Origin of the sequence: Cupriavidus pinatubonensis, assembly GCF_019602855.1 — a bacterium.
Taxonomy (GTDB): Bacteria; Pseudomonadota; Gammaproteobacteria; order Burkholderiales; family Burkholderiaceae; genus Cupriavidus; species Cupriavidus pinatubonensis.
Map to the genome: position 1 here is coordinate 416,051 of NZ_CP080767.1, position 14,464 is coordinate 430,514.

Consider the following 14,464-nt stretch of genomic DNA (forward strand, 5'->3'; position numbering starts at 1 on the left):
TGAATCCTCCATGACTGAGCCTCGTCTGACATTCCTTGACCAGAATGAATGGGAACACTGGTTGACGCAAAACGGCGGTACCTCGGCCGGGATATGGATGCGCCTTGCCAAAAAGGGGGCGGGGCAGACAACCTTGACTTACGAACAGGCACTGGAAGGTGCCCTTTGTCATGGCTGGATCGATGGTCAAAAAAAGGCTGAAAGTGAAGAATACTGGTTGCAACGCTTCACTCGACGTTCCGCAAGAAGTATCTGGTCCAAGCTCAACAAAGACCGGGCCGAAGCGCTGATCGCTGCAGGCAGAATGTTTCCTTCTGGCATGCGAGAAATCGAGAATGCCAAGAAGGATGGCCGCTGGGAGGCTGCCTATACGTCGGCGAGCAACTCGGTCGTTCCGGATGACCTGCAGGCGGCACTGGATGCCAATCCCAAGGCCAGCGCTTTCTTTGCCACGCTGAACGGCCGTAACCGCTACGCTATCCTGTTTCGGATACAGAATGCCAAAAAGCCCGCAACACGAGTGCGCAAGATCGAAGAGTTCATCGGCATGCTCAATCGCGGCGAAACCATTTATCCCTAGACCAGGAGGCGACAACCGGCTCACTGCTCCGGTGTCTCGCAAAAAAAAACGCCAACCCTTGCGGGTTGGCGTTTTGCTTTGGGCGATGAACCGATATCAGAACTGGTTCATCGTGTTGTCTTTACCCGCTGCCTTCAGGGCCGCTTCGCCGCTGAAGTATTCCTTGTGGTCGTCCCCGATGTCCGAGCCCGACATGTTCTGGTGCTTGACGCAGGCGATGCCCTGACGGATTTCCTTGCGCTGCACGCCAGCCACATAACCGAGCATGCCCTGGTCGCCGAAGTATTCCTTGGCCAGGTTGTCGGTCGACAGCGCGGCGGTGTGGTACGTCGGCAGCGTGATCAGGTGGTGGAAGATACCGGCTTCACGCGATGCGTCGGCCTGGAAGGTGCGGATCTTCTCGTCGGCGTTCTTGGCCAGTTCGGTGTCGTCGTATTCCACGCTCATCAGCTGGGCACGCTCGTAGGCCGACACGTCCTTGCCTGCAGCCTTCATGGCGTCATACGCTTGCTGGCGGAAGTTCAGGGTCCAGTTGAACGACGGGCTGTTGTTGTACACCAGCTTGGCATTCGGGATGACCTTGCGGATCTCGTTGACCATGCCGGCGATCTGGGCGATATGCGGCTTTTCAGTTTCGATCCACAGCAGATCGGCGCCGTTCTGCAGCGAGGTGATGCAATCCAGCACGCAGCGTGCCTCACCCGTACCGGCGCGGAACTGGAACAGGTTGCTCGGCAGGCGCTTCGGGCGCATCAGCTTGCCGTTCTGCTTGATGACGATGTCACCGTTGCCCAGCGTGTCGGCCGAGACTTCGTCGCAGTCGAGGAACGAGTTGTACTGGTCGCCCAGGTCGCCCGGCGTGTGGGTCACGGCGATCTGCTTGGTCAGGCCGGCGCCCAGCGAGTCGGTGCGCGTCACGATGATGCCGTCGTCCACGCCCAGTTCCAGGAAGGCGTAGCGGACTGCGCGAACCTTGGCCAGGAAGTCTTCGTGCGGCACGGTGACCTTGCCGTCCTGGTGGCCGCACTGCTTCTCGTCGGACACCTGGTTTTCGATCTGGATGCAGCAGGCGCCGGCTTCGATGAACTGTTTGGCCAGCAGGTAGGTGGCCTCGGCGTTGCCGAAGCCCGCGTCGATGTCAGCGATGATGGGCACCACGTGGGTGACGTGGTTGTCGATCTTCGACTGGATGGCAGCCTTGGCGGTGGCGTCCTTGGCGGCGTCCAGTTCGCGGAACAGGCCGCCCAGTTCACGGGCGTCGGCCTGGCGCAGGAAGGTGTACAGCTCGCGGATCAGGGCGCTGACCGAGGTCTTCTCGTGCATCGACTGGTCCGGCAGCGGGCCGAACTCCGAGCGCAGTGCGGCGACCATCCAGCCCGACAGATACAGGTAGCGGCGGTCGGTGTTGTTGTTGAAGTGCTTCTTGATGGAGATCATCTTCTGCTGGCCGATGAAGCCGTGCCAGCAGCCGAGCGACTGGGTGTACTTCGACGGATCGGCATCATAGGCGGCCATGTCGGCGCGCATGATCTTGGCAGTGTACTTGGCGATATCCAGGCCCGTCTTGAACCGGTTCTGGGCCCGCATGCGAGCGGCGTACTCGGGATTGATGGCGTCCCACGCGCTGCCGTGTTTCTCCTTCAAACCAGCAACTGCCTTGATGTCGTCTTGATACTGAGCCATTTGTCTCTCCTGGGAGCAAAGCGCGTTTGAGTAGAGGATCGGAGCTTGCCGCTGCGTATGTGGCAGCGAACTGCATGGGTAAATAGTAGCGCCATTTGATGCGTTGCAGCGTCAGTCTTATATAAGACATAAGACTTTAATTGTTCTTATTTTTCAATGACATACGTAACGATTTTCGCGATATGAAACATGTTTTCGCGGGGCGAAAACCGGCGGCTGCGGAAAATTCGGGCGGATCCCACAATGTGAAACGCTCTTTCGCGTGTCGGAGGGCGGGGCAAGCAGGGTGGCTTGAACAGCGGGTCCTGAACGAAGGGAATCCGCACGCGATCGTTTCGCCGGCGCATATCGCCTAAAGTTTGCTAGTGGCTTTGGCATCCGGCGGTAGCCGCCGAGGCAGCTGTGACCTGCGATGAGCACGGTACAAGGCAAGGAGAGTCGTGATGGCTCAGGGATTCGACGCGATCATCATCGGAACCGGACAGGCTGGCCCCGCACTTGCCGCGCGGCTGTCCGGCGCGGGCATGAAGCTGGCCATCATCGAGCGCGCACGTTTCGGCGGCACCTGCGTGAACACCGGCTGCATTCCCACCAAGACCCTCATTGCGAGCGCGTATGCAGCCCAACTGGCGCGCCGGGCCGCGGAGTACGGCGTGACCATCGGTGGGCCGGTCGCCGTCGACATGAAACGGGTGAAGGCACGCAAGGACGAGATCTCTGGCCGCTCCAGCAACGGTGTGGAACAGTGGATGCGCGGCCTGGCAAATACAACGGTCTATCAGGGGCACGCCCGTTTCGAGAACGCGCACAGCGTACAGGTCAACGGTGAACTGCTGGAAGCCACGCAGATATTCGTGAACGTCGGCGGCCGGGCCCTGGTTCCTCCCATGCCAGGGCTGGATCAGGTGCCGTACCTCACCAACGCGGGGATGATGGATGTGGATTTCCTGCCGGAGCACCTGATCGTGATTGGCGGCAGCTACATCGGCCTGGAGTTTGGGCAGATGTACCGGCGATTTGGCGCCAGGGTGACCGTCGTCGAAAAAGGCCCGCGCCTGATCCAGCGTGAGGACGAGGATGTCTCGCAGGCCGTGCGGGAAATTCTGGAAGCCGAAGGCATCGACATCCGGCTCAATGCCAACTGCCTCAGCGCGCGCAGGGACGGCGATCATCTTGCCGTCGGGCTGGATTGCGCGTCCGGTGCGCCCGAAGTTCACGGCACGCATCTGCTGATGGCGGTCGGGCGCGTGCCCAACACGGACGATCTCGGACTCGACAAGGCAGGGGTGGAGACCGACGCCCGCGGCTATATCAAGGTCGACGAACAGTTGCGCACCAATGTCCCCGGCATCTGGGCGCTTGGCGATTGCAATGGCCGCGGCGCCTTCACGCATACGTCGTACAACGACCATGAGATCGTCGCTGCCAATCTCCTCGACAATGACCCGCGCAAGGTGTCGGACCGCATCGCCGCGTATGCCATGTTCATCGACCCTCCGCTCGGCCGCGCCGGCATGACGGAGACGGAAGCCCGGCAATCCGGCCGCAAGATACTGGTCGGCACCCGCCCGATGAGCCGTGTCGGGCGCGCCGTGGAGCGAGGCGAGAGTCTCGGGTTCATGAAGGTCGTGGTCGACGCGGACACCCGGATGATCCTTGGAGCGGCGATCCTCGGCCTGACCGGCGACGAGGTGATTCACTCGATCCTTGATGTCATGTATGCCGGCGCTCCCTATACGGTCATCAGTCGCGCGATGCACATCCATCCCACGGTGTCCGAACTGGTACCGACGCTGCTGCAGGAGTTGCGGGTACCGGGCTAGCCGGCGCCCGTGCGCAAGGATGGGGGAATGGCCATGAATAAGAAGGCACCAGGCGCCAGCCCCGCGTCAGCGGAAGCGCCGCTCGCAGAGCTGCCGGGCAAGGTCGTGCTGGTATTGCAGGGTGGTGGGGCGCTCGGCGCCTACCAGGTAGGTGTCTACCAGGCCTTGCATGAGGCAGGTCTCGAGCCGGAATGGGTGATTGGCACCTCGATCGGGGCGATCAACGGCGCCATCATCGCTGGCAATCCGCCAGAGCAGCGGGTCTCCCGGCTTAAGCAGTTCTGGGACAGCGTTTCCTATCGCGCTGCCGCGCTGGGGAGCAGCAGCTTTCGGCAACTCGAAGACTGGCTGCGGGTGGTGAACATCACGACGCGGGGCATTCCGTCGTTCTTTACGCCAAGCCCCGATGCGTGGTGGCCGGGGGTACACGCCGCGGTCGGCCTTGCCAGGGCGGCGTTCTACTCCACATCGCCGCTGCGCGCGACACTGGCCGCAGTGGTCGACTTCGAGTACCTCAATGCCAGGCAGACCAGGCTGACAGTCGGCACGGTCAGTGTGCGCAGCGGCCGCATGCGCTACTTCACGAACCGCGACGCGCCGCTGAGTGTGGACCACGTGATGGCCTCGGCCGCGTTCCCGCCTGGCTTCCCCTCCGTATCGATCGAGGGCGAGCCATACTGGGACGGCGGCATCTATTCCAACACCCCGCTCGAAGCCATTCTCGACGACCGCCCGCGCCACAGCTCGCTGATCTTCGCCGTGCAGCTTTGGCCCGCCAGCGGCCCGGAGCCCGATTCCATCTGGCAGGTCATGAGCCGGCTGCGGGATATCCAGTATTCCAGCCGTGCCGAGTCCCATCTGGAGCGCCAGCGGCAGATCCACCGCCTGCGGCACGTCATACGCGAACTGGGCAAGCATATTCCGGAAGGTGAGCGCGAGCAGGCCGCCGTGCAGGAATTGCTCGGTTGGGGATGCGGGACGACCATGCACGTGGTCGAACTCGACGCGCCGCAACTCGACGGCAACGACATGCACCGCGATATCGACTTCTCCACCTGTGGGATCGAGCGCCGCCGGATGGCCGGCTACGAGGACACGCGACGCGTGCTGGAGCGTGCCCCATGGCGCGAGCCACTGGACCCGATAGAGGGGATCGCCGTGCATCGGCTGTTCGGCGCAACATCACCGGCTGCCTGATGTGTCGACGACACAACCAAAAAAAGCGCGGCAAAGCCGCGCCTCTCTGGCCCCGCCGAGTCTTCGGCCGGGCTGCTCCCTTCGCTGACTACCTCACACCCACCGCCGCCTGCCTGCGCAGCGTCTCCGTCGTTTCGCCATTGCCGTCGTGGCTCCAGCCCGGCGGCATCACCAGATAACCGACCGCATTGAGCACGCTGCCCGACTTCATCATGTCCTTGCCCAGGCTGACCCAGTGTTCGAACTGGTTGACGATCGGGTTATGCGTGGTGGTCGGGTGGACGAGGCCGAAGCGGCACGGTTCGTCTTCACGCTCTTCCACATAGGTGCCGAACAGGCGGTCGAAGAGGATCAGCACGCCGCCGTAGTTGGCATCGAGGTAATCGACATTCGAGGCATGGTGCACGCGGTGCGCCGACGGGGTGTTGAACACGTACTCGAACCAGCCGAGCTTGGGGATCCACGTGGTGTGCAGCCAGAACTGGTAGAGCAGGTTGAGGCTCAGCGCGGCCAGCACGGCTTCGGGGCGAACACCGAGCCAGACCAGCGGCGCGAAGAACATCGCGGTGCCCGTGAGCTTGCCGGTCAGGCCCAGGCGGTAGGCCGTGCCCAGCGTCAGCTCGTTCGGCGAGTGGTGCACCGCATGCGTGGCCCAGAAGAAGCGGATGCGGTGCGATGCGCGGTGGTACCAGTAGTAGCAGAATTCCTGGCCGATGAAGAGCAGAAGCACCATCAGCACGCTGTGGATGTGGATAGTGTTGATCCGGTGATCCCAGGCGAACGCGAAGATCGGCGTGGCCAGCGACAGCGGCAGCAGTGCCATCAGCTTGCGACCGAGCATGTCGGCCAGCGACAGCCCCATTTCGTGCCAGGGGTAGGTCTTGCTTTGCAGGCGCGCCTTCCGTGACAGGAAGAAGGCTTCCACCATGGAGGCCGCCACGACGAAGACCGTGGCGAAGAGGGTGATCTTGTGTAGGTTGTGCATGATCGTTCCAGTGCAGTGGGTGGGACGCCTGGTTTGCGGAGCGGGCCGCCGTCGCGTCGGTGAGGCAAATGTAGTGGCCGGCCGCGCCGGGCGCCATGCAGGAAATATGTCGCCATGTGTCATGGCCGGCAGGGTGCCGCCACGCACGGAATGGCGGCGGATCGCCGGCCGGCGGCAGTGAGTGGGCGCCGCGCGCCGTGTAACACCGTGACATGTTTTCCACCGCGAAAAGCGCCGGTGGTCCTCCTATAGTTCGGTCCGTTGCCGCGCCGCACAGTGCGGCCTGAACCGAACCGAACCGAACCTGAAGGACCTGACATGAGCTCACGCTTTCCCCGACTGCTTGGCGCCGCTACCGGCGCGTTGATCGTGCTGGCCAGCACCCCGGCCTTTGCGGGCTGGGGCGGCCACGGCACGGCCTACACGCCGCATGGCACCTACAACGGTGCGCACTACGGTTACTGCGGCGGCGGCAGCTGCTCGCATGCCGGCGGCGTGGTCGGCCCTTACGGTGGACTGGCTACCAACACCGGCACCGTGACCCGTAACGCTCCCGGCCAGTTTTCGAACAGCGGCACTGCAACTGGCCCGAACGGGCGCTCGGTGCAGCATGACGGCAATACGAGCTGCGCTGGCGGCACTTGTTCGCACACCGGCAACCTGACCGGCCCGGACGGGCAGACTGCCAGCACATCAGGCAGCGTGACGCGCGAGGGCGCCGGCCAGTACTCCTCGTCCGGCACGGTGACCGGTGCGAACGGCAACACCGTCAGCCATGCCGCATCGACCAACTGCGCGGGTTCGAGCTGCGCACGTTCGGGCACTGTCACCGGCGCGGATGGCGGCACCGTCACGCATTCGGGCAGTGCGACCCGCGTGGCGCCGGGCGTCGTGACCACGGGTGGCGGCAGCACCGTCGTCCATGGCAGCACGGTCGTTGCCAGCGGCACGGTGACCACAGGAACTGTGACGACTGGCAGAGCCGTCGTAACGGTGGCCACGCCGCCGGTGGTCGTCACGCCGCCGCCTCCGCCGCCGGCCGCCGTCTATATCCCGCCCCCGCCGCCGGCCACGGTCTATGTCCCGCCGCCGCCGCCAAAGGTCGTCGTCGCGACGGCACCGCTGCCAATGGTGGTGGTCAGGCCCGCGCCGGTGCCGCGTGCCGTCTACGTCGTGCCGCGAGTGGTCTACGTGGCGCGCCCGCCGCGTGCCGCCGTGATGGTGCCGGGCCACTGGGCCGCCGGTGTATGGGTGCCTGCGCACCTCGCATGAGTCCGACTCGTTCGAAACCCAATCTCAATGCCTTGCCGGCGTGTGCCGGCTACCCCACGGAGAACATCATGAAGAAGATGATTGCAGTGCTCGCCTTGTGTATTGTTTCCGCAGGCGCCCTGGCGCAAAGTGCGGAGATGCCCGCAGCGGGCGGCCCGCGCGTCGAGCGCGCGGTGCAGCAACTGCAGGCGCGTTTCGCCAGTGCCAACACCACGCATGATGGCAAGCTGACCCGCGAACAGGCCGCGGCCGGCATGCCGATGGTGGCGAAGCATTTCGACGAGATCGACGCGCAGCGCAACGGCTCCATTACGCTGCCGCAGATCGAGGCGTTCATGACGCAGGAAATGATGTCGCGCAGAGGTGGTTGAGACCACAACGATGCCGGAGGCTCGCGATGGAGCAGGTGAACAGGATTATCGTGCTCGACGACGAAGCCGAGCTGCGCAATATGCTGCAACGGTTCCTGACGGGCCATGGCTTCCGCGTGCGTGCGATGGCCGATGGCAAGCAGCTCGACCGCCACCTGCAGCGCGAGCCCCATGACCTGCTGGTGCTGGACCTGATGATGGAACCTGAAGACGGCCTCACCATCTGCCGCCGCCTGCGTGCCGAAGGGCATACGCTGCCGATCCTGATGCTGACCGCGAAGGGCGACCCGATGGACCGCGTCGCCGGTCTGGAAACCGGTGCCGACGACTACCTGGCCAAGCCCTTTGTCCCGGACGAACTGGTGGCGCGCATCCGTGCCCTGCTGCGTCGCCAGAAGATGGCCGCGGGCGATCCCACGGTCACCACGCAGACACTGCGCTTTGGTGACTTCACCTTCGATGTCGGCAAGCAGACTCTCACGCGCAGCGGCGAGCCCGTGGAAGTCCATTCCGCTCAGATGCTGCTGCTGCATGCGCTCGGTTCGTCGCCCAATCGCGCCGTGAGCCGCGACAACCTGCTCGCGCGGGCACGCGGGCGCGACCATGACGCGCTCGACCGCAGCATCGACGTGCAGATCCTGCGCCTGCGCCAGATCGTCGAGGACGATCCGTCCAAGCCGCGCTTCATCAAGACCGTTTGGGGAATCGGTTACATGCTGGTGGCCGGCGTCGAATCGTGATGCGGATCGGGCTGCCGCGTTCGCTGCTGGCGCGCAATATCGCGCTGCTGCTCGCGCTGGTGGCGCTCACCCAGGCGTGTTCGCTCACCGTGCTGCTGCATTACGTGCAGCGTCCGCGCCTCGAGCGTGCGGCCATCATCTTTGCGGACTATGTGAAGATGCTCGACGGCGTTCTCGGTGCCATGCCCGCCGGTACGAGCGGTGCCGTGGTCCAGCGGTTAGGCGCACAGTTGGAGGATCCCGACCACGCTACGCCGCAGGCCGACCCCAACCCGCTGCAGCTCTTCCGCACTTACCAGCGCGACGTGTTCCTCGAAGCGCTGCGGCGCCACCTGCCATCCGACATGCCCGTGCGCTGGCAGTCCGGCGACGAAGAGCGGCTATGGATCCGCCTGCACGTCGCCGATACCGCGCGCTGGGTCGCCATGCCGATGACCGAGGATGCGCGTGCGGGCGGCATCACCACGGCGTTGATCTTGTCGACAGCGCTCGCCTTGCTGGCCGCTCTGACCGGCTACCTGATCCAGCTTCACCTGAACCGTCCGTTGCGGGACCTCGCAGACGCCGCGCGCCAGATCTGCGCGGGCGATTCGCCGCCGCCGCTGCCGACCAACGGCCCTACGGAGATCGCCCAGGTCAGCAGCGCTTTCAACCAGATGACGCAGGCGCTGCAGCAGGCCGAGCAGACGCGCGCGCTGATGCTCGCAGGCGTCTCGCACGACATCCGCACGCCGCTGACCAAGCTGCGCCTGGCGATGGCCATGTCGATCCCGCGCGGCGCCGACGATGCGTTCGTGGCGTCCGCGGAAGGCTATCTCGATCACATCGAGACCATCCTGCAGCAGTTCATGGACTATGCGGGCAGCGGCGAGAAGGAGCAGCCGCATCCCGGCGACATCAATGCGCTCGTCGGCCAGCTTGCGTCGGACTTCGCGGGGCTCGGCCATGAGTTCGATCTGTCCCTCGGCGATCTGCCTCCGGTTCCGTTCCGCCCGGTCAGCCTGCTCCGCCTGCTGATGAACCTGATGCAGAACGCCGTCGTCTACGGCAAGACGGGCCTGGCCGTGCGCACGTGGCGCGATGGCGAGCGCGCGTGCATTGCCGTGGGCGATCGCGGCACGGGCATGGCGGCGGCCGAGCTCGAACAGCTCAAAGCGCCGTTCAGCCGCGGCCCGAATGCGCGAACGCATTCGGGCGGCACGGGCCTGGGTCTCGCGATCGTCGATCGCATCGCGCGCCTGCATGGCGGCTCGCTGCAGTTCCGCGCGCGCGAGGGCGGCGGCCTGGAGGCCGTGGTATCGCTGCCGCTCCACGCGCAAGGCGTGCAGCACATCTGAGCACCTGAGAACGCCAGGGCCTCGCGCCGTGACATCGCGCGAAATATTTGATGCATGGCGATTCGGGCGGGCACTTCCCATACTTTGGTCACCGCGACGCCACTCACCGCAACCCCACGTAGTGACAGCGTTTCCGATCACTGAATGGCCATTGCCGCTGATTAAAGGATTCGACATGCAAACCACCTTCCAAGCCATCGCCCTGAACACCAAGCGCCTCGCAATCGCTGCCGTGGCCACTGCGGCCATGCTGAGCGCCGGTTGCGCCAGCGCGTCCGTCACCGGCATCCAGCAGACCGGCCTGATGCAACCCGTGCACGCGGACGTCATCTATGTGCGCGCATTCGGTGCCGAGGCTGGACAGGTGAAGCTCGACAGCGGTTTCGCGCAGAAGCTGAAGACGCTGGGCTCCGGTGGCTCGGCAGCCAGCGCGCAGTCCGGCACTGCCGCCGAAGCGCGCACGCAGGTTGCCGACGTGATCGTGCGCCAGTTGCAGGCCAGGGGGCTGCACGCCGTGCGTGCCGATGGTCCGGTGCCCGCCGGCGCCAACGCGCTGCTCGTCGATGGCGACTTCAGCAAGATCGATGAAGGCTCCAGCCGCCGGCGCCTGCTGATCGGCCTCGGTGCGGGCAAGAGCGAAGTCGGTGTCTCGGTGCGGATCTCGTACAAGCCCGCCAACGGTGCAGCGGTGGCGCTGCAGAACTTTGTCGCCACGGCCGACAGTGGCCATGTTCCCGGCGTTGCCGAGACGGCAGGCGTAGGCGCCGCCACGGGCCACATTGCAATGGCCGCTGCGGCGGGCACGGGCGTGCATGGGGTGTCCGAAGCGAAGCGCGACAGCTTGTATGCCGATGCCACGCGGCTTGCCGATTCGATCGCCATGCAGGTGATGGCGGCGAGCACGGAAGAGGGATGGTTGTTGGCATCGGCCGCGATCTGAGCGTCGTCGGAGTGCTCGCCGCAGCGCTGTCCTGTTACATGCTTGTTGCCGCACTTATAGGTGTCCGGACGCATATGCGGCGATTTGTGACTAAGCTGGTAGTTACTGCTTGTTTGCTCCGGCAGTTCCGTTTTCCGTACGCAAGGAGATCACCATGAAGACAAAAAAAGCGCTGCCCGCGCTGTTGCTGATCGCTGGCGTCCTCACAGCTTCCGCCAGCTTTGCCCAAGGCAAGGGAAAGCACAAGGAGGCCGCACCTGCGGCTCCGGCCCCTGCCTCGTCGCCCTACATGCAGGTTGAGGAATGGAAGAAGGGCGATCGCCTGCCCACTGAATTCCGCGACCGTCAGTATGTGATCGACAACTGGAAGCAATACAGCCTGCCGGCGCCGCGCAAGGGCACGCACTGGGTCGGTGTGGGGGCGCAGTACTACCTGGTTGCGCCGAATGGCGTGATCCAGCAGGTGGGTGCCGGGACCTGAGGCCGATCGCCGCAAACTTCATCCCTCCTGCAACAAAGAAGCCGCCCGCGGGCGGCTCTTTTTGCTACCGGCGTTCAGATGCCGAGGATCTTCTTTGCCTCCTGAAGCGACTTCATGGATTCGTCATGCTTGCCGGCCTTGTGGTACGCCTCGCCTTCGGCGCGCAGTTTCTGCACGCGTGCGGCGTCTTCCGGCGACAGCGCCGGATTGGTCGACAGCTTGGCGTCGATGGCCTTCATCTCGTTGGGGCAGTTATGGGCCAGTGCCAGGCCGCTGATGCTGGTCAGCAGCACGGCCGCGAGGATCGATAGAGTCTTGCGCACATTCCCTCCCGCTTTATGAGGTTGGGAAATCCAGCATAGTCCATGCGCAATGCCGGCGCCTGTCGCAGTGCGGCGCTGTGCCGGCGGGTGCCCCGGCAGGCATTCCGGTGTTATGTTGGAGGCCGCTGGCCGTTCTCGTCCCGACCGATCTGATCTCGCATGGAATCCTCTGCCGAGCACTATTCCCTGGCCCTGGTGTGTGCCGCCATCCTGACGGTGACGGCGGTTGCCATCCACTACGAAGCGCTGCGGCTGTTCTGGGCGTTGCACCCCAAGCGCTGGAGCGGCCGCATGAACCTCGGCGTGCTGATCGTCTGCATCATCCTGGTCCATTGCCTGGAGGCCATGGTCTTCGCGTTCGGCTTCTGGCTGTCCGACCACGGCCTGGGCCTCGGCGGACTCGCTGGCAGCCGCGAGATAACGCCCGTGGTCTACGTCTACTTCGCGCTGGAAACCTACACCACCCAGAGCCTCGGCGATATCTACCCGATAGGTGCCAGCCGCCTGATCGCCAGTATCGAGCCGCTGGTCGGCCTGATCCTGATCGGCTGGTCGACCTCGTTCACTTACGTCATGATGCGGCGCGACTGGCAGATCGATGAAGTGCAGGAGGCGGAAAAGCGGTCGGGCAAATAGTGGTGCCAAGAGCGATCACCCCGTCCAACAAAACAACCGTTTCATGGTTATCCATAATGGAACGAATGTTTCCTGGCCCCTAGCATTCCCTTACCCGGATTCCTCAATCCCAAGGAGCCACCATGAACGCCGTGAAAGCCACCTTCCTGTGCCTGGCCCTGGCGGCCAGCCTGCCCGCCGGCCTGGCCCATGCCGTCGACGTCGCAGCCAGCCCCACACTCAGCAAGATCAAATCCTCCGGCACCATCTCCATCGGCCACCGTACCTCTTCGATCCCGTTCTCCTATTACGACAGCAACCAGAAGGTGATCGGCTTCTCGCAGGACCTCTGCGACCGTGTGGTGAACGAGGTGAAGAAGCAGACCAACCAACCCAACCTGCAGGTCCGCATGGTGCCGGTCACCTCGCAGAACCGCATTTCACTGGTGCAGAACGGCACGGTCGACCTCGAATGCGGCGTCACCACGAACCTGAAGTCGCGTCAGCAGCAGGTGGCGTTTTCCACCACGTTCTTCGTCGCGGGTACGCGGCTGCTGGTGAAGAAGGGCAGCCCGGTGCACGACTTCTCCGACCTGTCCGGCAAGGCGGTGGTCACGAACGCCGGTACGACATCCGAGCGCATCCTGCGGCGCCTGAACGACGAGAAGAAGGCCAACATCACGATCCAGAGCGCCAAGGACTATGGCGAATCATTCCTGATCCTGCAGTCGGGCCGCGTGGCGGCGTTCATGATGGATGACGTGCTGCTGTCGGGCGCGCGCACTTTGGCGCCGAACCCGGCCGAGTGGGTGGTGGTCGGCACGCCGCAGTCGTTCGAGGCCTACGGCTTCATGCTGCGCAAGGACGATCCCGGCTTCAAGCAGCTTGTGGACGGCGTCCTGACCGGCCTGATGAAGAGCGGTGAGATCAACACGCTCTATGACAAGTGGTTCCTCAAGCCGGTGCCGCCCAAGAACATCAACTTCGAGTTCCCGATGAGCGAGCCCGTGAAGAAGGCCTACGCCAATCCGAACGACGAGGCTTTCGAATAAGCCTGGCAACTAACTGCGGCTCGCCGGCACGTAAGCGCCGGCGCGGTGGAGTTCGCCTTCAGCCAGTTCCAGCGCGCGGATCGCGCCCTTGCCCTTGCGCGCCAGCAATTGCTCGACCAGCGCTTCGACCGTGGCGATGCCGGCCGTGATCGACGGGAAGAACGACGGGCTTTCCACCGAGAACAGCAGCGTGCAGTCGGCAGCCAGCGCGATCGGCGCGACCGAACTGTCGGTCAGCGCCACGACCTTGCAGCCGGCTTCGCGCGCGGCGCTGGCCACGCGGATGATCTCCTGCGAGTACGGCGCGAAGCTGATCACCATCACGACATCGCGTGGGGTGAACGCACGCAGCTCCATCTCGAGCGTGCCGGCGTCGCCACGCACGAGCTGCACGGTGCTGCGGAACAGCCGGTAGACATAGTGGAAGGTAAAGGCGATCGGGAAGCACGAGCGGAACCCCGCCACGTGCACGCACGCCGCGCCGGACATCAGGTCGGCGGCGGCCTGCAGCGCATTCTCATTGCCCGCGCCGATCTGGTCGAGGTTGTTGTGCTGCGCTTCCAGCATCTCGCCGAGCATGCGGCTCGTGCCGCCGTCGCGCACCACCTTGCGCGCACGGCGCGCATACGGCTGCGAACTGCCGCGCAGCGCGTCGACGAACAGCTCGCGCAGACCCTGCCAGCCTTCGAAGCCCATGTGCTGCGAAAGTCGCACCAACGTAGCCGGCTGCACCCCCGCACTGGCAGCGATCTTGCGCATGGACAGCACCGGCACGTCCTGCGGATGGTCCAGCAGGTAACGAGCGCCGCTCTGGAACTGCAGGCTTAGTGTCGGAAAGCTCGCGCGCAGCCGGGCCTGCAGTGCATCCAGGTCTTCGGGCGGGGTGATGCTGTCGGACGACATTGGTACTCCGGATTGGGGTTGTAACGATTGTTGCACAGCTGCAGCGCCTCGGCATTACCGGGCCGTTGTCGCAGCCATGTCCTGCGGCGGACGGCGGGACGCTGTGTCGGCTGCGTGCAAATGAAGCATCCGATTCCTGTGTTGCAATCAATGAAACATATG

At 64.3% G+C, this 14,464-nt stretch carries 15 protein-coding genes; 11 read left to right on the forward strand and 4 right to left on the reverse strand.

The window, feature by feature from the left end; translation table 11 throughout:
* The first annotated feature begins 10 nt into the window (after window positions 1–10).
* Window positions 11–580: a YdeI/OmpD-associated family protein gene (locus K2O51_RS14400; protein WP_220631256.1), complete on the forward strand. Its 570-nt coding sequence runs from the start codon at window positions 11–13 to the stop codon at window positions 578–580.
* Window positions 581–676: 96 nt separating this feature from the next.
* Here K2O51_RS14400 and K2O51_RS14405 read toward each other — a convergent pair whose 3' ends face one another.
* On the reverse strand, window positions 677–2,263 hold the full coding sequence (locus K2O51_RS14405) for an isocitrate lyase (protein ID WP_220631257.1): 1,587 nt from the start codon (window positions 2,261–2,263) through the stop codon (window positions 677–679).
* Between the two features lie 443 nt (window positions 2,264–2,706).
* On the opposite strand from K2O51_RS14405, the gene K2O51_RS14410 reads away from it, so the two are divergent.
* Both K2O51_RS14410 and K2O51_RS14415 read left to right on the forward strand, forming a co-directional pair.
* Window positions 2,707–4,086 (forward strand): FAD-containing oxidoreductase, encoded by a 1,380-nt coding sequence (locus tag K2O51_RS14410; protein ID WP_220631258.1) that lies wholly within the window; start codon window positions 2,707–2,709, stop codon window positions 4,084–4,086.
* Between the two features lie 33 nt (window positions 4,087–4,119).
* Window positions 4,120–5,283: a patatin-like phospholipase family protein gene (locus tag K2O51_RS14415; RefSeq protein WP_220631259.1), complete on the forward strand. Its 1,164-nt coding sequence runs from the start codon at window positions 4,120–4,122 to the stop codon at window positions 5,281–5,283.
* A gap of 88 nt (window positions 5,284–5,371) precedes the next feature.
* Here K2O51_RS14415 and K2O51_RS14420 read toward each other — a convergent pair whose 3' ends face one another.
* A complete protein-coding gene (locus K2O51_RS14420; protein WP_220631260.1) occupies window positions 5,372–6,268 on the reverse strand; it encodes a sterol desaturase family protein in 897 nt (298 codons plus the stop codon).
* Between the two features lie 318 nt (window positions 6,269–6,586).
* Here K2O51_RS14420 and K2O51_RS14425 point away from each other — a divergent pair, with 318 nt between their 5' ends.
* The 6 genes from K2O51_RS14425 (at window position 6,587) to K2O51_RS14450 (ending at window position 11,409) form a co-directional block, all read left to right on the forward strand.
* Window positions 6,587–7,540: a hypothetical protein gene (locus K2O51_RS14425; RefSeq protein WP_220631261.1), complete on the forward strand. Its 954-nt coding sequence runs from the start codon at window positions 6,587–6,589 to the stop codon at window positions 7,538–7,540.
* Window positions 7,541–7,608: 68 nt separating this feature from the next.
* On the forward strand, window positions 7,609–7,911 hold the full coding sequence (locus tag K2O51_RS14430; RefSeq protein ID WP_041679462.1) for an EF-hand domain-containing protein: 303 nt from the start codon (window positions 7,609–7,611) through the stop codon (window positions 7,909–7,911).
* 26 nt (window positions 7,912–7,937) lie between these two features.
* On the forward strand, window positions 7,938–8,651 hold the full coding sequence (locus K2O51_RS14435; protein ID WP_220631262.1) for a response regulator: 714 nt from the start codon (window positions 7,938–7,940) through the stop codon (window positions 8,649–8,651).
* Entirely contained in the window at window positions 8,651–9,988 is a 1,338-nt protein-coding gene (locus K2O51_RS14440; protein WP_220631636.1) for an ATP-binding protein, read from the forward strand. The genes K2O51_RS14435 and K2O51_RS14440 overlap by 1 nt, the downstream gene beginning before the upstream one ends.
* A gap of 175 nt (window positions 9,989–10,163) precedes the next feature.
* A complete protein-coding gene (locus K2O51_RS14445; protein ID WP_220631263.1) occupies window positions 10,164–10,928 on the forward strand; it encodes a DUF4410 domain-containing protein in 765 nt (254 codons plus the stop codon).
* Between the two features lie 154 nt (window positions 10,929–11,082).
* Window positions 11,083–11,409 carry an RcnB family protein gene (locus K2O51_RS14450; protein ID WP_011296583.1) on the forward strand — a complete coding sequence of 109 codons (327 nt, stop codon included), beginning with the start codon at window positions 11,083–11,085 and terminating at the stop codon, window positions 11,407–11,409.
* 74 nt (window positions 11,410–11,483) lie between these two features.
* Here K2O51_RS14450 and K2O51_RS14455 read toward each other — a convergent pair whose 3' ends face one another.
* A complete protein-coding gene (locus K2O51_RS14455; RefSeq protein WP_011296584.1) occupies window positions 11,484–11,732 on the reverse strand; it encodes a hypothetical protein in 249 nt (82 codons plus the stop codon).
* 159 nt (window positions 11,733–11,891) lie between these two features.
* Between K2O51_RS14455 and K2O51_RS14460 the strand changes: the two genes are divergently transcribed.
* Both K2O51_RS14460 and K2O51_RS14465 read left to right on the forward strand, forming a co-directional pair.
* Window positions 11,892–12,368, forward strand: a complete 477-nt coding sequence (locus tag K2O51_RS14460; RefSeq protein ID WP_011296585.1) for an ion channel — start codon at window positions 11,892–11,894, stop codon at window positions 12,366–12,368.
* 122 nt (window positions 12,369–12,490) lie between these two features.
* Complete coding sequence (locus tag K2O51_RS14465) at window positions 12,491–13,399, forward strand: glutamate/aspartate ABC transporter substrate-binding protein (protein ID WP_220631264.1); 909 nt, start codon at window positions 12,491–12,493, stop codon at window positions 13,397–13,399.
* 9 nt (window positions 13,400–13,408) lie between these two features.
* On the opposite strand, the gene K2O51_RS14470 is transcribed toward K2O51_RS14465, so the two are convergent.
* Window positions 13,409–14,302: a MurR/RpiR family transcriptional regulator gene (locus K2O51_RS14470; protein ID WP_011296587.1), complete on the reverse strand. Its 894-nt coding sequence runs from the start codon at window positions 14,300–14,302 to the stop codon at window positions 13,409–13,411.
* Window positions 14,303–14,464: the final 162 nt, after the last annotated feature.